The organism is Steroidobacter flavus, from assembly GCF_042651805.1.
GTDB lineage: Bacteria > Pseudomonadota > Gammaproteobacteria > Steroidobacterales > Steroidobacteraceae > Steroidobacter > Steroidobacter flavus.
In genome coordinates this window covers 1347394-1373626 of the sequence record NZ_JBHSDU010000003.1, presented here as the reverse complement: position 1 = coordinate 1373626, position 26233 = coordinate 1347394, and the positions used below count along the sequence as shown (strand labels likewise).

At 62.4% G+C, this 26233-nt stretch carries 24 protein-coding genes; 11 read left to right on the top strand and 13 right to left on the bottom strand.

From position 1 onward, the window contains the following. Window positions 1–63: 63 nt before the first annotated feature. From ACFPN2_RS11540 to ACFPN2_RS11530, 3 genes are read right to left on the bottom strand one after another with little or no spacing between them, the layout of a single operon-like run. Window positions 64–645: a histidine phosphatase family protein gene (locus tag ACFPN2_RS11540; RefSeq protein WP_380596751.1), complete on the bottom strand. Its 582-nt coding sequence runs from the start codon at window positions 643–645 to the stop codon at window positions 64–66. Window positions 646–659: 14 nt separating this feature from the next. Then, a complete protein-coding gene (locus tag ACFPN2_RS11535) occupies window positions 660–1010 on the bottom strand; it encodes a hypothetical protein (RefSeq protein ID WP_380600109.1) in 351 nt (116 codons plus the stop codon). A 12-nt stretch (window positions 1011–1022) separates the two neighbouring features. Then, on the bottom strand, window positions 1023–1493 hold the full coding sequence (locus tag ACFPN2_RS11530; RefSeq protein WP_380596750.1) for a bactofilin family protein: 471 nt from the start codon (window positions 1491–1493) through the stop codon (window positions 1023–1025). A 231-nt stretch (window positions 1494–1724) separates the two neighbouring features. Between ACFPN2_RS11530 and ACFPN2_RS11525 the strand changes: the two genes are divergently transcribed. Together ACFPN2_RS11525 and ACFPN2_RS11520 are read left to right on the top strand one after the other, a co-directional pair. Next, on the top strand, window positions 1725–2204 hold the full coding sequence (locus ACFPN2_RS11525; protein WP_380596749.1) for a (2Fe-2S)-binding protein: 480 nt from the start codon (window positions 1725–1727) through the stop codon (window positions 2202–2204). 1 nt (window position 2205) lies between these two features. Next, window positions 2206–4371 carry a xanthine dehydrogenase family protein molybdopterin-binding subunit gene (locus ACFPN2_RS11520; RefSeq protein ID WP_380596748.1) on the top strand — a complete coding sequence of 722 codons (2166 nt, stop codon included), beginning with the start codon at window positions 2206–2208 and terminating at the stop codon, window positions 4369–4371. A 53-nt stretch (window positions 4372–4424) separates the two neighbouring features. On the opposite strand, the gene ACFPN2_RS11515 is transcribed toward ACFPN2_RS11520, so the two are convergent. The 4 genes from ACFPN2_RS11515 to ACFPN2_RS11500 form a co-directional block, all read right to left on the bottom strand. Then, window positions 4425–5741: a D-serine ammonia-lyase gene (locus tag ACFPN2_RS11515; RefSeq protein WP_380596747.1), complete on the bottom strand. Its 1317-nt coding sequence runs from the start codon at window positions 5739–5741 to the stop codon at window positions 4425–4427. Window positions 5742–5845: 104 nt separating this feature from the next. After that, window positions 5846–6034, bottom strand: a complete 189-nt coding sequence (locus ACFPN2_RS11510) for a CstA-like transporter-associated (seleno)protein (RefSeq protein ID WP_380596746.1) — start codon at window positions 6032–6034, stop codon at window positions 5846–5848. 2 nt (window positions 6035–6036) lie between these two features. Beyond that, a complete protein-coding gene (locus ACFPN2_RS11505) occupies window positions 6037–8100 on the bottom strand; it encodes a carbon starvation CstA family protein (RefSeq protein ID WP_380596745.1) in 2064 nt (687 codons plus the stop codon). A 75-nt stretch (window positions 8101–8175) separates the two neighbouring features. Continuing rightward, window positions 8176–8916 carry a histidine phosphatase family protein gene (locus tag ACFPN2_RS11500; RefSeq protein ID WP_380596744.1) on the bottom strand — a complete coding sequence of 247 codons (741 nt, stop codon included), beginning with the start codon at window positions 8914–8916 and terminating at the stop codon, window positions 8176–8178. A gap of 209 nt (window positions 8917–9125) precedes the next feature. On the opposite strand from ACFPN2_RS11500, the gene ACFPN2_RS11495 reads away from it, so the two are divergent. Then, entirely contained in the window at window positions 9126–10364 is a 1239-nt protein-coding gene (locus tag ACFPN2_RS11495) for a VOC family protein (RefSeq protein ID WP_380596743.1), read from the top strand. Window positions 10365–10451: 87 nt separating this feature from the next. Here ACFPN2_RS11495 and ACFPN2_RS11490 read toward each other — a convergent pair whose 3' ends face one another. Continuing rightward, a complete protein-coding gene (locus tag ACFPN2_RS11490; protein WP_380596742.1) occupies window positions 10452–11279 on the bottom strand; it encodes a fumarylacetoacetate hydrolase family protein in 828 nt (275 codons plus the stop codon). A 109-nt stretch (window positions 11280–11388) separates the two neighbouring features. Between ACFPN2_RS11490 and ACFPN2_RS11485 the strand changes: the two genes are divergently transcribed. Continuing rightward, window positions 11389–11688, top strand: coding sequence for a hypothetical protein (locus tag ACFPN2_RS11485; protein ID WP_380596741.1), 300 nt, complete (start codon window positions 11389–11391; stop codon window positions 11686–11688). Window positions 11689–11695: 7 nt separating this feature from the next. On the opposite strand, the gene ACFPN2_RS11480 is transcribed toward ACFPN2_RS11485, so the two are convergent. Beyond that, entirely contained in the window at window positions 11696–12700 is a 1005-nt protein-coding gene (locus tag ACFPN2_RS11480) for a ketopantoate reductase family protein (RefSeq protein ID WP_380596740.1), read from the bottom strand. 6 nt (window positions 12701–12706) lie between these two features. Between ACFPN2_RS11480 and ACFPN2_RS11475 the strand changes: the two genes are divergently transcribed. The 5 genes from ACFPN2_RS11475 (at window position 12707) to ACFPN2_RS11455 (ending at window position 17752) form a co-directional block, all read left to right on the top strand. Continuing rightward, the gene (locus tag ACFPN2_RS11475) at window positions 12707–13990 is read left to right on the top strand and encodes an aspartate aminotransferase type Ic (RefSeq protein WP_380596739.1); all 1284 of its coding nucleotides are present in this window, start codon (window positions 12707–12709) and stop codon (window positions 13988–13990) included. Further along, on the top strand, window positions 13980–15050 hold the full coding sequence (locus ACFPN2_RS11470; RefSeq protein ID WP_380596738.1) for a class I SAM-dependent methyltransferase: 1071 nt from the start codon (window positions 13980–13982) through the stop codon (window positions 15048–15050). The genes ACFPN2_RS11475 and ACFPN2_RS11470 overlap by 11 nt, the downstream gene beginning before the upstream one ends. A gap of 115 nt (window positions 15051–15165) precedes the next feature. Continuing rightward, window positions 15166–15876 (top strand): pseudouridine synthase, encoded by a 711-nt coding sequence (locus ACFPN2_RS11465; protein WP_380596737.1) that lies wholly within the window; start codon window positions 15166–15168, stop codon window positions 15874–15876. Between the two features lie 292 nt (window positions 15877–16168). Then, the gene (locus ACFPN2_RS11460; protein ID WP_380596736.1) at window positions 16169–17116 is read left to right on the top strand and encodes an AraC family transcriptional regulator; all 948 of its coding nucleotides are present in this window, start codon (window positions 16169–16171) and stop codon (window positions 17114–17116) included. A gap of 84 nt (window positions 17117–17200) precedes the next feature. Beyond that, entirely contained in the window at window positions 17201–17752 is a 552-nt protein-coding gene (locus ACFPN2_RS11455; RefSeq protein ID WP_380596735.1) for a DUF2058 domain-containing protein, read from the top strand. A 4-nt stretch (window positions 17753–17756) separates the two neighbouring features. Here the strand turns inward: ACFPN2_RS11455 and ACFPN2_RS11450 are convergent, their stop codons facing one another. Both ACFPN2_RS11450 and ACFPN2_RS11445 read right to left on the bottom strand, forming a co-directional pair. After that, the gene (locus tag ACFPN2_RS11450) at window positions 17757–18551 is read right to left on the bottom strand and encodes a hypothetical protein (protein WP_380596734.1); all 795 of its coding nucleotides are present in this window, start codon (window positions 18549–18551) and stop codon (window positions 17757–17759) included. A 251-nt stretch (window positions 18552–18802) separates the two neighbouring features. Beyond that, window positions 18803–19726 carry an aspartyl/asparaginyl beta-hydroxylase domain-containing protein gene (locus ACFPN2_RS11445; RefSeq protein WP_380596733.1) on the bottom strand — a complete coding sequence of 308 codons (924 nt, stop codon included), beginning with the start codon at window positions 19724–19726 and terminating at the stop codon, window positions 18803–18805. A gap of 168 nt (window positions 19727–19894) precedes the next feature. Between ACFPN2_RS11445 and tal the strand changes: the two genes are divergently transcribed. Beyond that, complete coding sequence (gene tal, locus ACFPN2_RS11440; RefSeq protein WP_380596732.1) at window positions 19895–21007, top strand: transaldolase; 1113 nt, start codon at window positions 19895–19897, stop codon at window positions 21005–21007. A 500-nt stretch (window positions 21008–21507) separates the two neighbouring features. On the opposite strand, the gene ACFPN2_RS11435 is transcribed toward tal, so the two are convergent. Further along, on the bottom strand, window positions 21508–23775 hold the full coding sequence (locus tag ACFPN2_RS11435) for a di-heme-cytochrome C peroxidase (RefSeq protein WP_380596731.1): 2268 nt from the start codon (window positions 23773–23775) through the stop codon (window positions 21508–21510). A gap of 195 nt (window positions 23776–23970) precedes the next feature. Between ACFPN2_RS11435 and ACFPN2_RS11430 the strand changes: the two genes are divergently transcribed. After that, entirely contained in the window at window positions 23971–25713 is a 1743-nt protein-coding gene (locus ACFPN2_RS11430) for a sensor domain-containing diguanylate cyclase (protein WP_380596730.1), read from the top strand. Here the strand turns inward: ACFPN2_RS11430 and ACFPN2_RS11425 are convergent. Continuing rightward, on the bottom strand, window positions 25703–26230 hold the full coding sequence (locus ACFPN2_RS11425; protein ID WP_380596729.1) for a hypothetical protein: 528 nt from the start codon (window positions 26228–26230) through the stop codon (window positions 25703–25705). The genes ACFPN2_RS11430 and ACFPN2_RS11425 overlap by 11 nt on opposite strands. Between the last annotated feature and the right edge of the window lie 3 nt (window positions 26231–26233).

The window sequence follows — 26233 nt, the reverse complement described above, 5'->3', positions numbered from 1 at the left end:
GGACGGAAAATTGCGCGGCCTGGATCACGAGTCTTTTGCCTGCCTCGTGGCGTGTCAGACACTTCACGGTCGAGTGAGAACCAGCGTATCCGCCTCGCGGCCGAGATCGACGACGCGCAGGCGGCCTTTGTCGTTGCTGATGACCGTGACCGATGCGTGATCCGGACGGAAGCACACGACATCATCGCTTTTCTGTGACGCGCCGACGGCGGCGTTGATTGCGATGAAGTGGGTGTAGATGACGCAGTCGTGTTTGATGGCCAGTAGCGATGTCACCAGTTCGCGGCGCCATTGGAGATAATCGATCGATCCCGTTGGCGCGCTCTCGTGCAGCTGTTTCCAGGTGCCGCGCATGGATGCGATCAGCCAGTCGCGGCGTGCGGCAAAAGGAATCGGAGGCGAGGGGATCTCGGCGACCGACGCCATTGGCGCGGCCTCGCAAAACCACAGTTGCGTGAGGGGTTCAGCGGTCTCGCGGCAGCGGCGCATCGGGCTGGAATAGACCGGGAGTCGCGATGACGAGCGCGTGAGCTCTTCGGCGGTCGCGAGCGCTTGAGCCAAGCCGGTGTCGTCGAGGCCCGGGTCGGGGTCTTCGCCCCAGGACGCGGCCGGCTTGGCATGTCTGACCAGATACAAACGCGGCATGGCGCCAGTTTGCGTTATTTCTCCGGCGGCTTGTACACGTCGACAGACAACGTGACGGTCCTGCCCTCATTCAGGTTGAGCGCGCCGACCCCAACGACCTTGCGTTCCACTTCCTCGCCACGGTCATTGCGTACCGAGATGACGATCGAATACTCCCACGGCTCGCCTTCCGCCGGATGTCGGAACGCGCCTTCGACCCGCAAGGCCGAGAACGTGGCTTTCGCCCGCTGTTCCGCGACGGCCTTGGGATCGAAGCGCAAGTGGTGCTTGCACGCCGGGCAGATGCTCGCGCTTTCGAGAATCGTCGACTTACAGTGCGGGCAGACGCGCGTCTTGCCGTAGGCAGTCGCGCGTCCCGGACTTATCGAGGGCACGTGTTACTTGCCGCCCTTCTCATCCCACCCGAATTCCGCGCGGCCGCGCATGCGCGAGCCAGCGGCGACAGTCAGCGAACCAGCCTTCAGGTCGCCGTTCAGCACGCCGGTCTGCAGCAGCTCGACGCGAGTGGCCGCATCGATGTTGCCTTCCAGCTCGCCGCCGACGACGACGGTGTGGGCGCGGACACTGCCCGTGATCTTGGCGCCCTGCTCGATGGTCAGGTTGCCTTGCACATGCACATCGCCCTTGAAATTACCTGCAACGCGGACGTTGCCGGAGCCTTCGATTTTGCCTTCGATGGTCAGGCCGGCGGCCAGCACTGATTCCTTGGTATCGACCGCGGCAGCAGGACGAGCCGCCGGCGCCGGGGTACGGGGCGTATCGACACTGGCGACCGTCGCCACGGTTTTTTCCGGGGCGGGATCGGGGGTGTTCTGTTCCCTGCCGTACTGATCTTTCCACAACGCCATATCGGCACACTCCTCAAGTTGAACGAGCTGCGGTTAATTACACAGCCTGCTAAAACGTGTCAAACATTCCGACAAGAAGCGTCGCGGGCCAACGACAACTGGATGTCCGTAGCTTGTTCGTTCAGCCGGGCCATTCAGTTGCGGCTTTTGCGGTGCAGGATACGGAGTGTGAAATTGTTCCAGCCGGCCTATATTCGGGCCGCACAACTTTAAGCCGGTGAGGATTTCTACATGATTAAGCTCACGGTCAACGGTCAGCCACGCGACGTGGAGGTGTCCGGGGATACGCCACTTCTTTGGGTACTCAGGGATTCGCTGGGGCTAACAGGGACCAAGTACGGCTGCGGTATGTCTCTATGCGGAGCCTGTACCGTTCATGTCGATGGGGCGCCGACCCGCTCCTGTATCACGCCGGTCGAGAGTGTCGCCGGCAAGTCCATCACGACCATCGAGGGGCTGTCGCCCGATCGCAGTCATCCGGTGCAAAAGGCCTGGATGGAAATCGATGTGCCTCAATGCGGTTACTGCCAGTCCGGCCAGATCATGTCGGCGGTCGCGCTGCTCAAACAAAATCCGAAACCTTCCGATGCGGACATCGATGCCGCGATGAGCGGCAACATCTGTCGCTGCGGAACGTATCCACGCATTCGCAAGGCAATTCACAAAGCCGCCGCGAGCGCTTCCGGGCATACAGGTACGGAGGCTGGCTAACATGGCTACTTCATCTCGTTCAGTTATCGGCGATCTGTCCCGTCGCGGATTCATCAAGTCGACCGCGGCCGCCGCGGGCGGCCTGGTCGTCGCTTGTTACTTACCCGGCTGTAGCAAACCGGAACAAGTCGCGAAACATTCCGGTCCGCCGAAGATGGTCAAGGCCAACGCCTGGCTGCAGATCGGCACCGACGGCTCCATCACGATGTTTTGTGACAAATCGGAAATGGGGCAGGGCGTGTACACCGCGCTGCCGACGTTGCTCGCTGAAGAGCTGGGCGTCGAGCCGACCACCATCAAAGTTGAATTCGCCCCACCCGGGAACGAATACGTGAACAAGCTGCTCGGCGCACAAGCGACCGGCGGCAGCACGAGCGTTCGCGAAGCGTGGGACAAGATTCGTATGGCCGGTGCCGAAGCGCGCACGCGCTTGATCGCGGCCGCGGCCAAAGAATGGGGCGCGCCACCACAATCGTGCACCGTCGCCGATGGCTACGTGCTGTTTACCAGTCGTCGTGCTTCCTTCGGCGAGTTGGCCGAAGCGGCCGCCGCGATGCCGGCGCCGCAGAACGTTCAGGTCAAAGGACACAACGAGTTCAAATACGTCGGCAAAGTTTTGCCGCGACTGGACACGCCGTCGAAGGTGGACGGCAGCGCGCAGTACGGTATCGACATGCGCTTGCCCGGCATGTTGTACGCGGCGCTCGCGCAGCCGCCTGAATTGGGCGCCAGCGTGAAGAGCTTCAACGCGGATAAAGCGAAGACGATGCCGGGCGTGCGCGAGGTGTTACAAACATCGTCGGGCGTGGCGGTCGTTGCCGATACCTGGTGGCAGGCGAAGACGGCGCGCGATGCATTGGATATTCAGTGGGCGCCAGGCGCGGCCGCGAAGCTCACGAATGCTTCCATCTATGCGGGATTGAAGACAGCATCGAGCGGCAAGGGACTGGATGTTCGTAAGGAAGGCGATGTCGACGCGGGCTGGAAAGAAAACACCCGGCGCGTCGAGGCGACCTATGAACTGCCGTTGCTCGCGCACGCAACCCTGGAGCCGCAGAACTGCACGGTCGAGTTTCGCGACGATGGTTGTCATGTGTATGCGCCCACTCAGGTGCAACAGATGTCTCAGTCCGCGGCCATGAAAGCGTCCGGGCTGCCGGCGGAAAAGGTGTTCGTGCACACGACGTTCCTCGGCGGTGGCTTCGGTCGTCGGCTGGACGTCGATTTCGTGCCCGCCGCGGTCGAATGCGCGAAGGCGATGAACAAGCCGGTGAAACTGCTATGGACGCGTGAGGACGATACGACTCACGACAAATATCGTCCGCCCGCACGCAATACGCTGTCGGGTGCGTTCGATGGCAATGGCAAGTTGAACACGGTGAAGATCCATTTGGTCGCGCCGTCCATAACGTCACGATGGGCGCCGGGCGCGGTGCCTCAAGGAACGCCCGATCCGTTCGCGGTCGAAGCGGCTCATAACTTTCCGTACGACGTGCCGAATCTGCACATCGATTATTTGCAACACGAAGTCGGGTTGGAGGTGGGCTACTGGCGCTCGGTGAGCCATGCACTCAATTGCTTCACCGTCGAGAGCTTCATGGATGAGCTGGCCGCCGAAGCCCAGATGGATCCCGTCGAGTTTCGTCGGTCGCTGTTGGGCAAGCAGCCGCGCTGGTTGTCCGTGCTGGACGCCGCTGCTCACAAGGCGAACTGGGGCCAGCCGCCGGCAGGGCGGTATCAAGGCGTGGCGCTGATGTCGGGCTACGATACTTATCTCGCGCAGGTCGCGGAGATTTCACTCGACGGCGACAAGCTCAAAGTTCATCGCATTGTCTGCGCTATCGACTGCGGTCAGATGGTGAATCCCGGCATCGTTCAGGCCCAGGCCGAGGGCGGCATCATCTTCGGCTTGACCGCGGCGTTGTTCAGCGAGATCAACGTGGTGAACGGTAAGGTGCAGGAGACGAACTTCGACAAGTATCGACTGCTGCGGATCAACGAAGCGCCGAGCATCGAAATTCATCTGCTGAACAGCGACGAAAAGCCGGGCGGCATGGGTGAACCGACCGTCGCGCTGGTCGCGCCGGCGGTTTGTAATGCGATCTATGCGGCGACGAAGAAGCGGCTGAGGAAGTTGCCGATCGCCAAGCAGGGATTCACGATCTGAGGTCAGAGGCCCTGAGGTCGCACTTCGCGACCTCAGGGCTGCAAAGCATTCGCTCAATCCAGCCGTGTCAGTCCGAGGCCGCGCTGGAGCATCGCCTGATACTGCTCCTCCGGCACCATGCTGCCGCCGGTCGTCCAAACAACATGCGTGGCGCCTTCGATTTGCTTGCGCGCGGCGTCCGTCGTGGCCAGTGACCATACATGCTGAAGCGCGCCCGGAAAGCCCGCGGCGGCGGAAGGTTCGAGGCGCAAACCTTCTTCGCGGTGAGCGCGGGCGACCCAGCGGAACATTTCGTCGTCGGCGACGGTGAAGGCGCCTTTGACGTGTTCGCCGACGGCGGCGACGACGAGTTCGGAGGCACGGCCCACGGCGAGGCCGTCGGCTTCGGTGCGGTTGTCCAAACCGATGTCGTAGACGGAGGCTTCGGGCGGCAGATGTGACATCAAGCGCATCAGCATGCAGGCCGATGCGGTCGGCTCGGCGAAGAAGCCCCAGACGTTATCGCCGAACACTGCGCGCAATCCAAACAATACGCCGCCGGGAGCGCCGCCGACGCCGCACGGAAGATAAACACAGAGCGGGCGTTGCGCGCTGACTTCGATGTTGAGCTTGCGAAGCTGATCGGCCACGCGCAGTCCGGCCACCGAGTAGCCGAGAAACAATTCGAGCGACTGCTCGTCATCGACGAAGTGTGCGTTGTCGGCGGCCTCGGCTTCGGCACGAGCCGCGGCGACGGCGCTGGTGTAATCGGCGGAGTGTTCGACCACGATGGCGCCGAGCTTGCGCAGACGATCCTTCTTCCACGTCTTCGCATCGCTCGACATGTGCACAGTCGTTTCGAATCCAAGCGCACGGCCCATCGTGCCGACGGCGAATCCAAGATTGCCCGTGCTCGCAACGAGCAATCGATAGCGCGCGAACTTCTCACGCGCCGCGGATGATGCGAGCTTGGCGTAATCGTCCTGATAGTCGCGGATCACTTTCTCGGCGAGCGCGACACGCTCCGCCAGGCACAGCACTTCATAAATTCCGCCGCGGGCTTTGACGCTGCCTGCCACCGGCAACGCATGATCGGCCTTCACGAAAACGCGGGAGCTGGCAACACGATGCTCATCCGGCAGGAAGCGAGCCGCGAGCTTCGGCACGGCCAGCAGCGGCGACTCGATGATCCCGTCCGGGATCTGATCCGGAAACAGCGCTTTCAGCAGTGGCGCGAAACGTTCCCAACGGGCGCGGGCGTCTTCGACGTCGCGCAAGCCGATGCTCGGCGGAGTTTCGTGAGGGATGGGGCGACCGGTGTTCAACCAGAAGGTCGGCTCACCGCGGGACAATCGATTCCAGGTCCAAGTATCGGCGTTGATTTCGGTCACAATGAGTCGGCCTGCGCAAAAGACCGTGCATCATAACAATGCAAGGCGGCGCAGTCCTGGCACAGATACCTGCTATCTACGCCGATCAGTATTAATACGGTGAATCAGCAGCAGCGCGACACACCGGTCCATTTGCTCTGCTGCTGCTTCATGTAGAACGCGCGCCGGCTCATCGGCGCCGAGCCGGCGTGTGCGTGGGCGTGATGGGCGAGATATTTGTCGTAAGCGTCATCGGTGGCGAGCGACCGGATCATGCGCCAGGCCCGGCCCAGGAAGGATGTCAGTCGTTGCATGCTCAAGTTGCCTCTGCGCCGAGCTTGACGCTACCGATGTGGACGTGAGGCGCTTCCGAATTCGGAGGCACTGGCTGGCCACGCATGACACGCAGGCTAACACGCACCATATCGGCGATGACAACCCAGAGAATCGCCGACAACAGCACCGCGAGCACGGCGTCGAGGCGCTGATTGAAGATCAGTTGAGGTGCGACCGCGGCCTGTTCGGGCGGCATGGCGCCGGACGCCAGCTTGGCCGCCATCTGATTTGCCGCCGCGAGGAAACCGATGCGCGGGTCGCTGGAGACCACTTTTTCCCAAGTGGCTGACGTGGTGACGATCGCCAGCCACAACAGCGGCGCACCCGTAACCCAGCTGAACCGCAACTTGCCCTGCTTGATCAGGATGCCGGTGGCGACGCTGAGCGCGATGCCGGCCAGCAGCTGATTGGCGATGCCGAACAACGGCCACAGAATGTTGATGCCGCCGTTGGGATCGACCACGCCGATGTACAGGAAGTAACCCCAGCCCGCGACCACCAGGCCGCTGGAGATCAGCACCGAGGGATACCAGCTCGTCTCGCCCATCGGCTTCCACACATGGCTCAGCGCATCTTGCAACATGAAGCGGCCGACGCGCGTGCCGGCATCGAGCGTGGTCAGGATGAACACCGCCTCGAACATGATGGCGAAGTGGTACCAGATGGCCAGCATGCTCTCGCCGAACGCACTCGAGAAAATACTGGCCATGCCCACGGCCAGCGACGGTGCGCCGCCGGTGCGGGCGAACAGTGTCGACTCGCCCATTTCCTTGGCGAGGAAGGCCATCTGGTCGACGGTCACTGGGAAGCCCCAGCTGGTAATCGTGGCGACGGCCGCCTCGGCCGTGGCGCCGACGATGCCGGGCGCGCTGTTGATTGCGAAGTACACGCCAGGCTGCAGCAGGGTCGCGGCGATCATCGCCATGATGGCCACGAACGACTCCAGCATCATGCTGCCGTAGCCGATCAGGCGCACATCGCTTTCGTTACCGATGAGCTTCGGCGTCGTGCCGCTCGAGACCAGGGCGTGGAAGCCGGAAATCGCGCCACAGGCAATGGTGATGAACACGAACGGGAACAGCGCGCCCCCGAAGATCGGGCCGCTGCCGTCGATGAACTGCGTGACCGCGGGCATGTGGATTTCGGGCCGCATCAGGATCACGGCCAACGCCAGCAGCATCACGGTGCCGAGCTTGAGGAACGTGGACAGGTAGTCGCGCGGCGCGAGCAGCAACCACACGGGCAGAACCGCGGCGATGAATCCGTAGCCGATGACGAACCATGCCAGCGGCTTGCCTTGCAGATTGAACAGCTCGCGCAGCGCTGGATGCGAATCGACCCAACCGCCGCCGACCACGGCGAACAACAGCAGTGCCAGACCAATGAGCGATCCCTCCAGCACGCGGCCCGGTCGGATATTGCGTAGATACACACCGACCAGTACCGCGATCGGGATGGTCGCGAACACGGTCGCCGTGGCCCACGGGCTGTGCTTCATCGCATTGACCACGACCAGGCCGAGCACCGCGATCAGGATGATCATGATGGTCAGCGTGCCGAGCATGGCGGCGAAACCGCCGACCGGGCCCAGCTCGTCACGCGCCATCTGTCCGAGGCTGCGACCATTGCGCCGCGTGGACAGGAACAGGATGGTCATATCCTGTACACAACCGCCGAGCACGCCGCCGACCAGAATCCACAACGTGCCGGGCAGGTAACCGAACTGTGCCGCCAGGGTGGGACCGATCAACGGTCCGGGGCCGGCGATGGCGGCGAAGTGATGGCCGAACACGATCCATCGATGGGTCGGCATGAAGTCGCGGCCGTTGTTCAGGCGCAGTGCCGGCGTGGCGCGCGTCGGGTCGACGCTCAGTACCTTGGCGGCGACCCAGGCACTGTAAAAGCGGTAGCCCAGGCTGTAGATGCAGAGCGCGGCCACCACGATCCACATGGCGTTGATGGTCTCGCCGCGATGGAGCGCGATCCCGCCGACCGCGAAGGCGCCGATCAGCGCCACCAGAATCCAGAATCCTTTTCGTAACATGTTATTCCGCGTCAGCCCCGCGCCCCCGTCCGAGGTGGGCGATGGTAGCCTCAGCAATCCCCCGAATCGAAAGTTTTATTCGCCGAACTGGCTGGCCGCGACGCCGGCCCAGTCGGTGCAGAACAGCCGGCTGTCGCGCAGCTCGGTCTTGATGATGCCGGTGTTCGGCAGCGGATGGCGCAGGGCGAAATCGGCCGGCACATTGCTGGCCAGCACCGGCAGCATGAGCCCCAGGGTCGCGCTGTGCGCGACGATCACGACGATGCCCGAGTCGAGCGCGTGACGGTTCATTATTTCCCGCACGAACGGCAGGAAGCGGCGCTGCACTTCGGCGAAGCTTTCGCCGGTGCCGTTGCGCGCGTCGAGGTCTTTTTCGATGAACCACTTACGCGTCAGCTCGCCGTAGACCGCGCGGATGTCCTGAGTGGAGTCGGGCCCGACGCCCAAGTCGATCTCGGCCGCCTCGGGCGCGAGTGTCAGCGCCAGGGTGTGGTCGAGCGCCACCGCGTCCGCTGTCTGAATGGCGCGCAGATGGGTGCTGCTATAGATCTTGGTGATGGGCGCGCCACGCAGCGATTCAGCCAGCGCACGCGCCTGTTCCATGCCCTTACGCGTCAATGGATAACTCACCCCGGCATCCGGCACGGTGCGCGGATTGCCCGGAACATTGAGCTCGCTCTCACCGTGGCGGATGAACCAGATCTGTAACGGAGCGTCGGCCGCTGCCGTCGACGGCAGCGAGGTGACAATCGCCAATGCGCCGATGAGGCCCACGAATGCACGACGATTGAGCCGCGCCGACCGCGTGGTGATCATGAGATCCGTGATGGTTGCTGCGATGAGGGTGGGATTCCTGGCGTGCTGTTGTACCTCATCGCCATTTTTTGGCAAGTATGCTCGCGCGCCGCTGCACGCTTCGCATGCAATGTGAGATTGTCGATCGAGTGTTGACTACTTTTGCGCCAACGAGCGGAGTATGCTCAGCCGCCAACGAACGTCACTTGTTTCTCTCGAGGGAGATCGCGATGGCAGATCAGAGTGTCCGTGGACGATTCGTCTGGCATGAGCTGGTGACGCCGGATGCCGATGCCGCCCATGCGTTCTACGGCAAGGCGATCGGCTGGAAGCCCCAGCCCTGGGAAGAAGACGCTTCTTACGTAATGTTCGCCGCGTCGCGCGGCCCCATCGGTGCCACGGTCGCCGGCAACGGTTCCGCTCCGCACTGGTTGCCATATATCGGCACGGGTGATATCGAAGCGACCATCGAGCTGGCGAAGCAAAAAGGCGGCTCGGTCGTGAAGGATGTGGATACTCTGTCCAGCGGCAGCCGTCACGCGGTGCTGCAGGATCCATACGGCGCGAAGTTCGGTGTGTATGAATCCGCCGAAGACTACGGCAAGATCACGCCGCCGCAGCCCGGCGAGCATTCGTGGCACGAGCTGATGAGCACCGGTTATCCAGCCGTCATCGATTTCTATGCCGCCTTGTTCGGCTGGCAGAAGGTGGCCGAGCACGACATGGGACCGATGGGGACCTATTTCATCTACGGCTTGGACGGGGTTCCGTTCGGCGGCATGATGAAGAGCGTGCCGGCCGCCCCGGGGTCCAATTGGTTGAGTTATGTGCACGTCAAGGATGTGAACCAGACCGCCAAGAAAGTGAAGTCCGCCGGCGGTCAGGTGATCAATGGCCCGATGGAAGTGCCGGGTGGGGACTGGATCGTGCAAGCGATCGACCCGCAGGGCGCGATGTTCGCGGCCCACGCGACGGCGGCGAACATGAAGAAATCAGAAAAGAAGGAGAAGAAGGTGAAGCCTGAACAGTTGAAACTGGATACCGAAACGCCGCCGCCGGTCGTGCAGGATCCGGAGACGCCGGCTGAAGAGCAGGCGCCACCGGTCGAAACGCCGCCCGCTGCTCCGGCCGAGAAGCCTGCCAAGAAGCGTGCGCCTGCGAAGAAGGCTCCGCCGAAGGAAGCTCCACCGGCTGAAGCTCCGGCTGAGGAAGCGCCCGCCAAGCAGGCGCCTGCCAAGAAGTCTCCGGCGAAGAAGGCGCCTGCCAAGAAGAAGGCACCTGCTAAGAAAGCGCCGGCGAAGCCTGCCAAGAAGGCGGGCAAGAAAAAGTCGAGCAAGAAATCGGCGGGCAAGACCGCCGGTAGCAAGAAGACTGCGGCCAAGAAAGCCTCGAAGAAGGGCGCGGCCAAGACCAAGACACGCTCGGGGGGAAAGAAGAAGGCGGCGAAAAAGCCGCGTAAGGGGAAGTGATCAAACACTCCCAGGGAAGGGACTAGTAACTAGCTATCGATAACTGTGTAGCGCGGGGTCGTCGAAGGATGTCGACGGCCCCGACTTCTACCTGACTTCCACTCGCATCGAGCCGATGCCGCCGATACCGGCGTCGATGATGTCGCCTGCGACCACCGGACCCACACCCGGCGGCGTGCCGGTCAGAATGATGTCGCCCGGATAGAGCGTAAAAAACGACGACGCGTATTCGATCAGGCGCGGCAGGTCGTTCAGCAAATTCCGAGTATTGCCTCGCTGACGCGGCTGACGATTCACCTGCAGCCACATCCCCAATGTGCCCGGGTCCGCGATTTCGTCGCGAGTGATGAGCCACGGACCGAGCACTGTGTGACCGTCGAGCGATTTGCGCAGGCTGCGCTCTTCGTTGCCTTTCACTGTCATATCCAGCGCCACCGTGTAGCCGGCCACGTGATCCATGGCGCGCTCGCGACTGACGTTGCGACACCAGGAGCCGATGACCGCAGCCAGTTCCACCTCGTGATCGTGCTGGCGGCCGGGCAAGGTGAGCTCGATGCCCTCGGACGGGCCGATGACCGAGGTGCTGGCCTTCAGGAACAGACCGTCGCGATCCAGCGTGCTGACCGGATAGTCCGCATCGTCGGCGGGCTCGTGATAATTCTTCAGCGCGCCGAGAATTTTGCTGGGGTTGGCGACCGGGCTTTTCAGCGCGCAGTCGGCCAGATGGCGGGGCACGCCGCCCAGGGCGGTCTGATCGATCAAGCCGCGCAGCCGGTCGAAATTGGCGAGCAACAGATCCCCCGGATCGAGCGGCCAGCGCGCCGCGGGGATGGAGTCCAGGACGGAGGTCACATCGACGACCATGTCGCCGCGAAGGACCCCGAGTCTGTCGGTATCGAATCTACATAGACGCATGCGGCCGGCAGCTTCCCTTACAGCGCTGGACCGTGCAAGACCTTGCGCATTCGTGTAGAAAGACCGCCTCGTACACGTGTGGCGCGCGACGCGCAGTAGTTACATAAAGATGAAGAAGGTAAGCGGGAAAACCTTTGACGGGCAGCGAGTGGTCCTCGACGGCAAGTCGTTCGTCGATTGCCACTTCAAGGACACCAATCTGATCATCGAGGGCAACGGCCTCTTCGAAATGCAGAACTGCAAAATCGAAGAAGACTGCCGCCTGGCCGTGGAAGGCCCGGGGCAGGTGCTGCTGCACACGTTGAAGATGATGCTGTACTCGGGCGGCTGGATGTCCCGCGTCGCGGACAACGTCCTGCACGCCGTGAAGCAGCCGCCGAAGGCTCGAAAGAAAGCCGCGGGGACTTGAGAGCCCGCTAGCGCGACTCGCGCATCTTTCGTTCGATCATTTTCGTCAGCGCGTACAGGGTCTCCAGGATCGGCGTGCTGACACCCAGGTTCCGGGCGGCACGCACCGTGTTGCCCAGGATCGCCTCGACTTCCATGGGCCGGCCGTACTTGTAATCCAGCGCCATGCTGGTGTGATACGCCGGCATTGTCTTGGTGCTGCCGATGAACTGCTCGACCACCTTCGGATGCACCGGGTGACCGGCCGCCGCGGCCACGGCGCAAACCTCATCCATCGCTCGCCGAACGAACGCCGTCGACTCGGGCGTCCCGAGGATGACTGCGGTGTCGAGCATGCCGCCGGTGATGGAAATCGGATTGAACGTCGCGTTCCACACCGCTTTTGCCCACCGTGCACTGACCACGTTATCGGTCAGCTTGCAGCCGATACCCGCGCCGTTGAGCAGGGCGGCCAGCCGCTCGCCCGCCGGTGAATTGCCGCTGGGGTAACGCCCCAGGTTCAGCGAGCCCATGGTCTGGTGATTCACCATGCCGGGGGCGCTGCGACCCACGCCGATAATGGCCAGGCCGCTAAGAATCTCGTTCTCCGGGAAGGCGCTGGCGATCTCCGCCTCGATATCCACGCCGTTCTGGATCAGCACGATGACGGTGTTGGGCCCGACGGCCGGGCGGATCAGGGCGGTGCGATCCACGCCCTCCAAAACTTTGGTCGTCAAAATCAGGAAGTCCGGCGGGGTCTTGCACTCGGCCACGTCCTTGAACACGGCGTGTGGGTAGAACCGATGGTTGCCGAGCAGCGGGCTGGTAATGTCATAACCCTCCCGCGAGACGATGTCGTAATCCGACCGACAGACCACCGACACCTGAGCCCCCTGACGAGCCAGCGCCGAGCCGAACAGAGCACCGATCGCGCCGGCGCCGACAATGAGGATGGATGTCATGGGTTCAGAATAGCCGCTAAGATCCGCAGCCGCGAAATTTACCCCAACTGGCCGAATCGGCCCGAACTTCACCCACCCATGCCCAACCTGACGACTTTAGGCGCCAACGACCTGCGCGCCGTCCACGAAGACATCCGCCGCCGCTACCAGGCTTTTGCCGAGCGCAAGCTGAAACTGAATCTGACTCGTGGCAAACCGTCGTCGAAACAGCTGGACCTGAGCAACGAGCTGCTCGGCCTGCCGGGCGCCGACTACATGGCTGGCGGCGTAGATACCCGTAACTACGGCGAGCTGCAGGGCCTGCCGGAGCTGCGTGCGCAGTTGGCGCCGATCTTCGGTGTCAGCCCGGACCGTGTGATCCTCGGCGATAACGCCAGCCTCTCGCTGATGCACGACGCGGTCGTGTATTCGATGTTGAAAGGCACGGTCGATAGCGACAAGCCGTGGTCGCGCGAATCCCGTGTGGCGTTCATCTGCCCGGTGCCGGGCTATGACCGTCACTTTTCCATCTGCGCGCAGTTCGGCATCGAGATGATTCCGGTGCCCATGCTGGAGACCGGTCCGGACATGGACGCGGTGGAAAAGCTGGTCGCCGCCGATCCGCAGATCAAGGGCATGTGGTGCGTGCCGAAATACAGCAACCCGTGCGGCACCGTGTATTCGAACGAAACGGTGGAGCGCCTGGCGAAGATGAAGACCGCCGCGCGCGACTTTCGTTTGTTTTGGGATAACGCCTACGCCGTGCATCATCTCACCGCGGAAGCCGTCGAGATTGCAAACATTGACGAGCTCTGCGCCCGTCATGGCCATCCGAATCGCGCCTTCATCTTCGGCTCGACCTCCAAGATCACGTTCGCCGGCGCCGGTGTCGCTCTGTTCGCGAGCTCCAAGGACAACTCGGCCTGGTACTTGAAGAACATGAGCATCCGGACCATCGGCGGCGACAAGGTGAATCAGCTGCGTCACATCCGCCTGCTCAACAGCAACGGCGGCGTGGCCGCGCTGATGGATCGTCATCGCGCCAGCCTCGCGCCCAAGTTCGAGCAGGTGCTGAATACCTTCGACAAGGAGCTCGCCGCGTCGGGCGTGGCGAAGTGGACTCGTCCCAAGGGCGGTTATTTCATTTCGCTCGAAGTGCTCGACGGTTGCGCCAAGCGCGTCGTGCAGCTGGCGAAAGAAGCTGGCGTGGAGCTGACGCCCGCGGGCGCCACGCATCCGCTGGGCAAAGATCCGCACGATCGTTTCATCCGCATCGCGCCGAGCTTCCCGGAACTGGCGGAAGTGACGGAAGCGGTCCAGGGCGTGGCCGTGTGCGTGCTGCTCGCTGCCACTGAGAAGTTGCTCCAGTCGCATGCCAGCTGATCGCAGCGACGCGGCGCTCGAAACGCTCTTCCTGCCGTTCAGCGAGGGGCGCCTGCCTTGGCCTGCAGGCGGCGCAATGTTTCTTCGCGCGAGAGATGGGTGGCCACTGCATGAGCGGCCGCTGCCCGGGCTCGTTTGCGAGCAAAGCTTCAAGCCCGAAGCCTATGCGCTGTCGCAGGCGGGCTTTGCCGTCAACGTTGCCGACGCGGCGAAAACCTACGAGCTGGTGCTGATCCTGCCGCCGCGTCAACGCGACGAGGCGCGTGCGCTGATGGCACGCGCGGTTGCGATGACCAAGCCCGGCGGTCGAATCATTGTCAGCCAGAGCAATGACGAAGGGGCTCGCTCGAGCGAGAACGACCTCGCGCAGCTCACCGGCGACGTCGAGTCGATGAGCAAAAACAAATGTCGTGTGTTCTGGACGGCCTCGCTGGCGCGGCTCAATGTTTCTTTGATCGCGCACTGGCAACAGCTCGATGCGCCTCGGCCCATCGCCGAAGGCCGTTTCACGAGCCGGCCGGGCATCTTTGCGTGGGATCGCATCGATGTGGCCTCGGCATTGCTCGCAGAGCATCTGCCGACGAATCTGACTGGACGTGCCGCCGATCTCGGCGCGGGTTTCGGATATTTGTCTGCGGAGTTGTTGACGCGGTGTCCTGGTATTACCGCGCTCGATGCCTATGAAGCAGAGAACCGCGCGCTCGAACTAGCGCGTGTGAATCTGAAGAGCTTCGAGGCGCGCACGCCTATCAACTATCGCTGGCACGACGTGGCGGCCGGGTTGCCGGATACATACGATGTCATTGTCACCAATCCGCCGTTCCATGCGCAGCGTGCGCTCGACCGGCCGGACATCGGCCGTCGTTTCATCGCGGTCGCCGCGGATTCGCTGCGCCCGGGCGGCAAGCTGTGGCTGGTCGCGAACCGTCACTTGCCCTACGAGAACGTGTTGAGCGAGAGCTTCGATAGCGTGCGCGCGGTCGTGCAAGAGCACGGCTACAAGATCATCGAAGCGGTGCGAGCGAAATCGGCGCGGAAGCCCGCGAAGGCCGCGCGATGAACGAGATCATCGCAGCCGTGCATACCAAACCCTGCGCGAGATCCGCCAAGGCGCCGCGATGGATTCTCGCAGCCATGCGCGCTAAATCTCTCGCGAAGGCGGCGGAGATCGCGCGATGAAGTTGCTCAAACTCATTGCCAATCTCGGTTACGGCAGCCGCAAGGAAGTGCTCGCGATCTTTCGCGACGGGCGCATTACAGACATCGACGGCGAAGTGCTGTACTCCGACGACAAGGTCGATCACTCGCGCGTCCTCATCGATGGCGAGCCGCTCGATCTCGCGCCCGGTCTGCTGCTCATGATGAACAAGCCGGTCGGCTACACCTGCTCGACCAGCGATCCCGGTCAGATTGTTTATGACTTGTTGCCGGAGCGGTTTCGTCATCGCGATCCGGTCGTGGCGACGGTCGGCCGGCTCGATCGCGACACCACCGGCTTGTTGTTGATGACGGACGACGGCAAGTTGTTACATAAAATCGTCTCGCCGAAATCCAAGCTGCCAAAAATTTACGAAGCGACGCTCGCGCGCGATCTGCGAGGCGACGAAGTAAAAATATTTGCGAGCGGCAAGATGATGCTCGAGTCCGAGCGCGAGCCGCTGGCGCCGGCGAAACTCGAAGTGCTCGGGCCGAGACAGGCACGACTCACGCTGACCGAAGGTCGCTATCATCAAGCGCGCCGGATGTTCGCGGCGGTCGGCAATCACGTCGAGAAATTGCACCGGAGTCAGGTGGGCGGACTCGACCTCGGCGAGTTGCCCGAAGGTCGATGGCGCCCGCTCAGCCCCGAGGATCGCGAGCGCCTGTTCTCGGTGACGGCTGACTGACCCGACGGCCACGTGCGGTTACCGGCAACGTGCGGTTACCGCGGCGTGCGTGTTACCGACTCCGTTCCGAGCCGAACGGCGATTGATGGCTTCCGGTCTGACGGCCGCGTGCGGGTGACTGACTCCGTTCCGAGCCGAACGGCGATTGAGGGCTTCCGGTCCGGTCCTATCCGATTCCTCGCCCATTCTTGCCTGATCCTGCAAGGTCGCACATCCGTGCAGGACGTCGGCGCTGAACTATGTTGATAATCAGGCGGTCGAAAATAGCCTGATCGTCGTAGCGAGGGCAGCCATGAGCGCCGCCATTTCCATCCCGAATCCGTCCGTCGCCGAGCTGCCCAACCTGGACGAGCAGCAGGCCGAGCTGGCTGCCCTGGTCACACGGTTGACGCCGGTCGAGGGCATTCATCCGTCCGCCATTCCGGGGCTGACCGTGATTCGCTCCAACTCGCCGTCGATGCCGACGCCGTCGGTGTACGAGCCGAGTCTGTGCATCGTCGTGCAAGGACGTAAGCGCGCGGTGCTCGGGGACGATGTCTATTACTACGATGCGTTGAATTACCTCACCGTGTCAGTCACGTTGCCGGCGATCGGTCATGTGCTCGAAGCGACGCCGGAGAAGCCCTATCTGTGTCTGCGTCTCGAGCTCGACGCACGCATGATCGGCGAGCTGCTGTTGCAAGTTGGCCGCAGCGCTGTGCCGCCCTCGACTGACCGTGGCTTGTATGTCGCACGCACCGGCCCGCAATTGCTCGACGCGGTCGTGCGACTCACGCGATTGTTGGAGCAGCCGCGAGACGCCGCGATCCTCGCGCCTCTGGTGCTCAGAGAGATTCATTACCGGGTGCTCACCGGCGAGTTGGGGCACCGATTGCGCGAGTTGTGTGTCGTCGACAGTCAGGTGAATCGCGTGGCACGCGCAATCGAGCTGTTGCGCAAGCGATTCACCGAGTCGCTGCGCATCGAGGATCTGGCGGCGGCCGCGCACATGAGCGAATCGTCGTTGCATCATCGTTTCAAAGCGGTGACCGCCATGTCGCCGATGCAATTTCAGAAACACCTGCGGCTGCACGAGGCGCGCCGCCTGATGCTCACCGAGGGCTTGGAAGCCGCCGCGGCCGCGCATCGCGTGGGTTATGAAAGCCCGTCGCAATTCAGTCGCGAATATCGGCGTCTGTTCGGCGCCCCGCCGCGGCGGGAAATCGAGACCGTGCGCGGCGGCGGATTGCAGCCCGCCTGATTTTTCGGGGCGTGTCGCACTCCCGGTTGGCGGCGGTTTGCGTAAAATAGCGCCGTCCCCCAAGGAGTCCGTGCGGAGCCTTCGATGAGCATGTCATTGCGCGATCAGCTGCTGGCCGCCGGCCTGGGCACCAAGAAGCAGGCGCGCCAGGCCGATCAACAGCAGAAGCAGCAGCAACATCAGCAGGCCAAGAACCGCCAGCTGCGCGAAGAACAGGAAAAGCGGGCTGCCGAAGCGCGGGCCAAGGCGCAGGCCGAAAAAGCCGCGCGCGATGCCGAGCTGAACCGTAAGCGCCAGGAAAACCAGGATCGCAAGGAGCGCTGGGCGCAGATCAAGCAGCTCATCGAGCAGCATCGGCTGCCCAAGCCGGCCGAGAGCGAGGAGTATTTCAACTTCATCGATCGCGGCAAGGTGCGTCGGATCACGGCCGACAATGCTTTGCGTGAAAAGCTGGTCGCCGGCACCATCGTGATCGTCCGCTGCGAAGGTAAGTACGACCTGGTGTTACCGGAAATCGCCGAGCGCATCCGTGAGCGCGATGAGCGTGCGGTCGTGAAGCTGAACGCCGAGGAAGGCAAGCCCGCCGAAGACGATCCGTATAAGGACTTCGTCGTCCCTGACGATCTGATGTGGTGATAACTTAATCCAGCACTTTCCTCGCGCGCTCCTGATAGCGCTGCGCGGACAGTCGCATGTTGTTGTCTTCGACATGGAACGGCGTCTGGGCGATGTACGCCAGCGCGCGGGGCACACCGAACTGATCGATCAGCGGGCCGATTAACAGAATGCCGCCGTAGCGCTGCACGTCCAGATATAACTGATCGCCTTTGTTCCACAGCCCGCGGCGAAAGCCCGCGAAGTCCTCCGGCCAGATCATATCGAGCCGGTTGGCATTGAAGATCGGCGTGCGCACTTCCTTCAGATGCTCGTTGATGCCTTCGACCAGCATCTCGCACGGCAGGCGCGTGCCCAGATCGCTGGACTTACAGTCCTTGTGCGGCCAGGACAGGCCGCGGCGCTTGGCCGCTTCCTGCAGGAATGCGGTCCAGATCAACTGATCGATGGTCTCCACCACCGGAAATGCGGTTCGATATTGCTCGTTCTCATAGAACGGCCAGTAGTAAGCGGCGGCGCGAATTGGATTGGGCACCTTGGCGCTGAGCAGGCGCCTCGGGAAGATCAGGGTGTGATGTTCGGCGTCGTATGTTTCCTTGCCGTCGCTCTCCGCCAGCTCCTTGGTGCCGACGAATTTCACATCGAGTTCCGGCGGCAACGTGCCGAGCAGATCGCCAAAGGCGCTGGTGATCGCTTCGGTCCGGTAGTTCACCAGCGCTTCGAAGCGCTGCTTACACTGCTCGCGATTGACGCTCTCGCAAGTGAGACCCAACACAGGGAAGAGAAGAGTGAGAACCGTGAGTCCGAGACGCATCATCATTGCAGCTCCCGTCCACCGACATCGGTCAAGTCTTGTTGGCCAACAGACTTGCAGAAACCATGCCGAGAATAAGCAAGCAACGACACGCACGCACGGAAGTTCCATGCGGAAAAAGGCGCGCCAGCGGATCGCTGCCGCGACGGCAAATTTAGCGACAGATATCGGCGGGGATTAGCGCCGCGGAGGAAATAATTCTTTCAGTGGAGCGCGGCTCTGTCTGGCAACGCGCGCCAGACAGAATCCGGTGTGTCTCAAAAACCGACAACGATGGCGTAGCCAAGGGCCGCGAGCAACGACCACTTCAGCAGGTAATAAATCGGCTTGTGCCATTCCTTGATACGAATGCCGAGCGCGCGAATCTGATACACGTAAGCAAATATATGATTCAGGACGCCGACGTGCTCGCCCGGCACGTTCTGTGTTGCCGCCGCGCGAATCATGCCGTGACCGATGACGCGATTAATCCATCGCAACACGGGGTTAGACATCGGTCGCTCGATGTCGCAGAAAAGAATCACGCGGGTGACGTCGGTGCGGTTCTCGGCCTGATGGATGTAGGTCTCGTCGAACATCACCGCTTCGCCGTCCTTCCAGTAATACTTCTCGCCATCGACGATGATGTAGCAGTCGGGCGAGTTCGGCGTGACCAGGCCGAGGTGATAACGCAACGAGCCGGCGAACGGATCGCGATGAGCGCCGAGCCGCGAGCCGGGCGGCAGAAGTGTAAACATTGCCGCGTTGATGGAAGGAATTTTCCCCAGCAGCTCGGCCGTCTTCGGACACAGCGCCGAGGCCGACGGCAGGAAGTCGCCGTACCACTTCAGGTAAAAGCGCTTCCAGCCGCGCTTGAAGAACGTGTTGAAGCCGATGTCGTTGTAACCCGAGGCGGCACGGATGTGTCCCTCGTCGAACAGCTTCAGTGCCTCTTCGCGGATCATCTGCCACTGCTCGGTGACCTGTTTGAGTTCGGGAAAGTCGCGAACGTCCGCATAGGGCTTGGCTTTGACCGCCGAGAACAGATACATCAGTGAGTTGTACGGCGCGAGCAGATTGGCGTGGTCCGCGACCAGCCGGGAGAGCTTGTGGCGGACGCGGCCACGGAACTGGACGAAGGTGACCGATGCCAGAAATGTCACCAGGATCAGCAGCCGGGGTGACAGGAGCGTGTGGAACATTGCGCTTGCGCTAGCTGGAAGTATGCGGTGTTGGGCGGAGGATACTCACCGAAACCTGGAGAACAAGCCATTGTGGGGAATTGCAGTATTGCCGCTACAGCGGTAATGGCACGGCGGTCCTATACAATTGCGGCTGGTGCATTGCAGAGTCGAACTCGGAGTGTCGAGATGAACGATCAAACGCAGAACCGGTTACGCCAGGTCCACCAGTTGGGCCAGAGCCTGTGGCTCGATGACATCCGACGCAGCTGGCTGAAGGACGGGCACCTGGCCCGACTGATCGCCGACGATGCGCTCGGCGGCGTGACTTCGAATCCCGCAATTTTTGCGAAAGCCATCAGCGAGGGCGCCGAATACAACGAGGCCATCGCCAGCCTCGCCCGCGCTGGTAAGAGCATCAACGATATCTACGAGACCCTTGCGCTCGAGGACGTGCAGGCCGCGGCCGATCTGTTCCGTCAGACGTACGATTCGACGGGCGGCGCCGATGGATTCGTCAGCCTCGAGGTCTCTCCGCACCTGGCGGATGACACCAAAGGCACCATCGAGGAAGGGCTGCGGCTGTGGAAGGCGTTCAACCGGCCGAATGCCATGATCAAGGTGCCCGGCACTGAGGCTGGTTTGCCGGCGATCACTGAACTGATTGCGGCCGGGGTGAATATCAATGTCACGCTGTTGTTCAGCGTGGATCGCTATCGAGCGGTGGTCGATGCGTACCTGACCGGGCTCGAGCAGCGCGTGAAGGCGGGCAAGCCCATCGACAAGATCGCGTCCGTGGCGAGCTTCTTCCTGAGTCGCATCGATACACTTATCGATGCCAAGCTCGATACGATGACCACTTATGAAGCCAAGGCCCGTCGCGGCCGGGCTGCCATCGCCAGCGCTCGGTTGGCTTATCAGTACTACAAGCAGTGGTCTAACAGCGATCGTTGGCGTGCACTGGCGGAGAAAGGCGCGAAGCCGCAGCGGTTGTTGTGGGCGTCCACGTCCAGCAAGGATCCTGCCTATAAGGACACGATGTATGTGGAGGCGCTGATCGCTCCGAACACGGTGAATACTTTGCCACCCGCAACTGTCGATGCGTTCCGCGATCATGGTGATGCGGCTGTTCGCATCGAGGATGATTTGGCCGAAGCGAAGGAGACGGTGCAGATCCTTCGTAACCTGGGGATCGAGCTGAAGGCGGTGGCTGATCAGCTCGAGCGCGAGGGGGTGAAGAAGTTCAAGGAGCCGTTTGACGCGTTGTTTGTGACGTTGGCGAAGAGGGCGGAGAAGAAGTAAGAGGCCTTGGTGGTCTGCGCCGCCTGGGCGCTTGATTGAGACGTTGCTGCCGGAGGCGTCGGTGGTCAGCGTCGTCGTGCGGGTCTATCTCCTCCCGGCACCGTGCCCCCCTTGCCGCGCTATCGCGCGGCTCGTTGGGTCCCATTGCGCTGCGCAGTCCCTGCTCCGCGCAAGCCCGGGGTGTACATCCATGTACACCCGCTCGGCGGAGCGAAGCCGTGCTTCGCTGAAAGGCACCGCCGAGCCCCTGGGCGCACTGCCCCGAAAAGGTCCTCTTTTTCGAGGCCGCCAGGAGGAGATAGACCCTCCCGACGCCGCCGATACGTTTGAGCGGAGCGTAGCCGAGCGAACTTCGTTCGCAAGCTAGCGCGCTCTACGAGCGCTGGGCGTTTCTTGCTGTCGCTCGAAACTCGGAAGAGACGCTCCCATTGACGCGCGTCCGCCGCAGCGACAGCTAGCGGCCGCGCTGCGCGCGGGCCGCTGCCGTTTCGCGACGTCTCTTAAAGCGATCTTCCAAACAACTGACATTGCGGCGGTTTGAAGCCTTCCGGTGTCGGAGAGTCGCGATGAACTTTCAAGTATTCGACCAGCGCAAACCGTTGCTCATCCGTGAACTCGGGGCCGATGACGCCGCTAGGTAGTGGGTTCGCCTTCGGGTCCTGCAAATGTTTGCTCCACGTCGCGGCATCGGCGGCGAAGGCGTGACCGATGTTTCGGTTGCCGGGAATGCTCGTATCTAGCCAGAACCCGTCATCGTCGCCTTCCGCATCCGGCTCGGTCATGTAACCAACGTGCACTGGATCGAAGTCGCGGCGGCCGACGAAAAATTTAGTATCGCGCTTGGCAGGCGGCACCAGCATTTGATACAGCGTCGGCACCGACCCGTTATGCAGGAACGGCGGAGTTGCCCACACGCCCTGCAGCGGTCGCGGCTTGTAACCGGAGATCTGTTGCGGTAGATCCAGCGCGCCGAAGCCTTCCAAACATTGCTGAGTCGCGTAGTCGATGCCGTAGTCCGCGTAGAAGCGGTTCTTGATCAGAATACCGACCAGATTCAAAGCCAACCCTTCGCTCAGCTTACTCACATCCAGTCCCGCGACCGTCTGCTCGATATTGCCCGAGCCGTTGCGCACGTCCCAAAGCAAGTTGAGCGTGTGGCAGTCGAGACCGCAGTCGAGGCCGTCGTCCGGTTGAGCGGTCGACACCACCGGCATCGGCGACAGCAATGTTTCCAACGCCGCGTCGATCGCCTCGAAGCTTTCCTGCGGCAGGCTCGGCGTGGGATTCGCGTCGGGATCGGGATAGGCATCGAGCAATGCAGGCAGATCGCCCAACGGCAATTGTTGCTCGCCGCGCAAGCGAACGACTTCGCGTAGGCGGAATCGAGCATCGCGCGCCAGCGAACGAGTCAACAGAGGTCGCAGCGCGTCGGCGAGCTGAGCGTTCGTCAGACCGGTCGTCGAGAGATTGTAACGACGCTCCATGAAGCCCTTGGCCGCGTTCGGATCGGTGCCGATGTGCTCCAGTGGCACCACCTCGATGCGCCATTCCACTTCGGGGAACGGCTTGAGCGGCGCGCTCGCCTGCTGACGAGCGGCATCGGACACGTGCGGGCCATGGCAGCCGCGGCAGTATTGTTCGAACAGCTTGGAGCCTTGCTCGGCCTTGGCGGTGTCGATGGCGCCAAGGATGTGCTCCGGCCAGGTCGGCGGCGCGAGCTGTTGCAGAGTGTGTTCGATACGTTGCAGGCCGGCGATATCGACACTGCTACGGAATCGATGATCGGCCGGCAGCGGCTCATTCATCGCACTTCGCAGCGGCGCAATGGCGCCGACGCCCAGGGCTTCGCCAATGTTTCTCGCCAGCGGTTGAGCGACCGAGCCGTTGTATTGCACCCAGTCGAACTTCCAGATGTTCCACAGATAGGGATAGCTGACCGGCGCATCGCCGACCTGATAGTTGCCGGGCGCCAGATGATCGCCGAAAGCGGTGTTGCCGATCCGGCCCAGCGCATCGGTGCGACCGAACCCCTCATGGACGGGATACAACTTACGCAGCGGGTTGTTCTGACCGCTGCCGAGCATGGCCTTGATCGTATCCCACAGCGCCGACTTCAATTCCGGTTTGGCCTTGGGATAACCGGGGCCGAGCACCCGCTGCGCGAAACGATCGAACTTCCACGGCTTCACAACGGTATCGACCAGCGAAGCCAGCAGCACGGGCGCGAAGCTGCCGCGGGACATATCGGTGAAGGCATGCATGGCCTGACCGCCGTCGATGCGCATCGCGATGGTGCGCTTGTCCTTGGTGAAGTGGATCTCGCCGGTGTGACAGGCGGCGCAAGTCACGTCGAGCACGTACTCGCCAATCGACGGATCGAAGTGCTTGGTGAAACCGATGGGCAACTGGTCGGGATTGGCCGCGCTCGGCGTCGGGTCGACCAGGAACCGGTATTTGCGCATGTGATCGGGGTTCGCGAAGCGCTCGCTCGAGAACGGCAGCTCCAAATGCACGAACCAGTCGTAACGCATCGCCCCGGTGGAGGCGCCCTGCGGCATCGAAGTGCCCTGAGCCGTGTAGTAGTAGGTCTGGCGCTGCTCGGTGTTCTGGCCCTCGCCCCAGTGCTGATCGAGCCACACGTATTCGTCGACCGGCTCGAGCGCGGGGATGGTGTGGACCGGCCACAGCACGAACCAAAGGAATCCGCCCACCGCCGCCACGCCGCCGATCAGTATCAGCGCGAGCACCCATCGAATCAGCCGCCGCATCGCTCACTCCCTGTTGTGTTTTTGAATTCGTTTCACATCAGCCCGCGCGGAACTTACCGACAGGGCCGCACCACGCCCGCAGACGACATCACAATTCCAATATTTCATGACTGACGAGGTCGCGGCTTTGATCGCGGTGTCGCATACTTCGCGCCGGTTTGTCGGGGCACACCGGATAGGGAGGAGATAGTGCCGATGTCGCCGCTTCGTATTGCCGTTTTCGCCGGGCGCCTGTTGATGGCGCTACTGCTGGGCGTAAGCGTGCATGCCGCCGAGACCGGCTCCGGCTCGACCGTGTTCGAGCTGCCCGCGGCCGAACGCATCTACCTCGAGGAATTCAGTCGTCACGTCGACCTGCTCGAAGACCCGCAGGGCAAACTGTCCCTCGACGAGGTGAGCCGCTCCAGCTTTGCCCCGGGCAGTTTGAAGGCCGCCAATGTCGGTTTTACCAGCTCCGTCTGGTGGGCACGCGTCACATTCCGTAACACGGGCCCGCGCGAGCGCGAGATCTTCCTTCGACAGACTTACCCTCTGATCGACTATCTCGACGTCTACGAGCAAGTGGGACCTGAGCAATGGCGCAGCCACAAGACCGGCGACCGCCGGCCGTTCGCCGCCCGCGACATCGCCCATCGCGACTTCGTGTTTCCGATCCATGTGCCGTCGCAGGGCGAGCGCGTGGTGTACCTGCGCTATCAGTCGCAGGGGCCGATCGACATCAGCCTGTCGTTGTTCAGTTCGCCCGAGCTGCTGGAGTCGGTGAGTCGCGAGCAGCTGGCTTACGGCATCTACTATGGTTGCGTGATCATGCTGCTGGTGTGGAGCAGCCTGGTGTTCATCGCCGTGCGCGACCGGGCCTTTCTGGCCTACTTCGCCTACGTGGGCACGTTCGGCTTGTACATGCTCATTCACAACGGGCTCGCGTATCAGTACCTGTGGCCGGAGAGCCCGCGTTGGGGCAACACGAGCCTGGTCGCATTCATCAACATTGCGTTGTTCGCGGGCTTGCAGTTTTCGCGGATGATTCTGCGGGCCAAGGAAGTGACCCCGCGTCTGGATCTGGCGGCGCGTGGGTTGCAGGCAGTCGCGGCTGCGTTGTTGATAGCCGCGCCGTTCGTGCCTTATTCGACCATCATCGCGCCGGTCGCGGGGCTGGTGCTGATCGGTGTGATCTTCATGTTGGTGATGGGCACGGCGGCGATGCTGCTGGGCTCGCGGCCAGCGCGCTTCTACGTGATTGCGTGGAGCTCGTTCCTGTGCGGCTCGGTGATCTTCCTGTTGAAGACCTTCGGCGTGTTGCCGCACACGTTCTTCACTCAGAACGGCTGGCAGATCGGCTCGCTGCTGGAAATGATTCTGCTGTCTATGACCTTGAGCACGCGCATGAACGAGCTGCAGCACCAGAGCCGGACCGATCCGCTCACGCTGCTCGGCAACCGCCGCCTGTTCGACGACAAGCTGCCGCAGGAATTCGCGATGGCGCGCGAGGAGCAGAAGCCGCTGTCGTTGCTGGTGCTCGATATCGATCACTTCAAAGGCTACAACGATCGTCACGGTCATGCCCGCGGCGACCAGGCCATCAAAGCGGTCGCGAATGCGTTGCGTAAGTTCGGTCGCAAGCCCTTCGTGGCTTGTCGTTACGGCGGTGAAGAGTTCACGGTGATTCTTCCCGGCATCGATTGCAGCACGGCCTCGGTGATGAGCGAACGGTTGCGTCGGACCGTGGAAGAAACATTGAACGGCGATCTGGCGATCACCATCAGCGTCGGTTACGCGTGCCTGTCACGCGGCGATTTCGAGAGCGCCGAGAAGTTTTTCGAGGCGGCCGACTCGGCGCTCTATCGAGCCAAGCAGGAGGGGCGCAATTGTGTCGTGGCGTTCCACGATCGCGCTGAGCCCGCGCAGGAGCCGCCGGTTCAGCGAGCCGCTACTTCCTGAGCCAGTAGATCGCGAACACCAGGAACAGAATGATCAACAGCCGCAGAATGATCGGCGGCGTCAAACGCGCTTTCCGGCGCAGCGCGCGGCGGCGATAGGTCGCGATGGGCTGATAACGCTCATTGCGCGCCCAGGCCAGCGCCGCGTCGGCGGCGATGAAATGTCCCGGCTCGGTATCGAACAACACACCGTCGGTCATGGCGGTCAGGGTGGCGGCGGCCGCGCTCGCGGCGTCACGGTCCGATGAGCGACCGCTGAAGCGCAGACTGGCGACCGTGTTGCGTGGGCCGATGGCCTTGGCGCCGACATCGCCGATCTCGAAGCTCGGCTCGCTGAACGACTCCAGGTAGTACTCGAAGCCGGTCCGGTCGTCGGGGCAGGGCAGATAACCGCTGTGCGCGGCCGTTTCGAAGTCGGGGTTCAGCTCCACATCGAAGCCGGCTTCGCGAATCAAACGTGCCCAGTCGGCGGCGGCCGGCAGGCGGGCGCGATCCAGGAATACGTTATAGGTGATCACTTG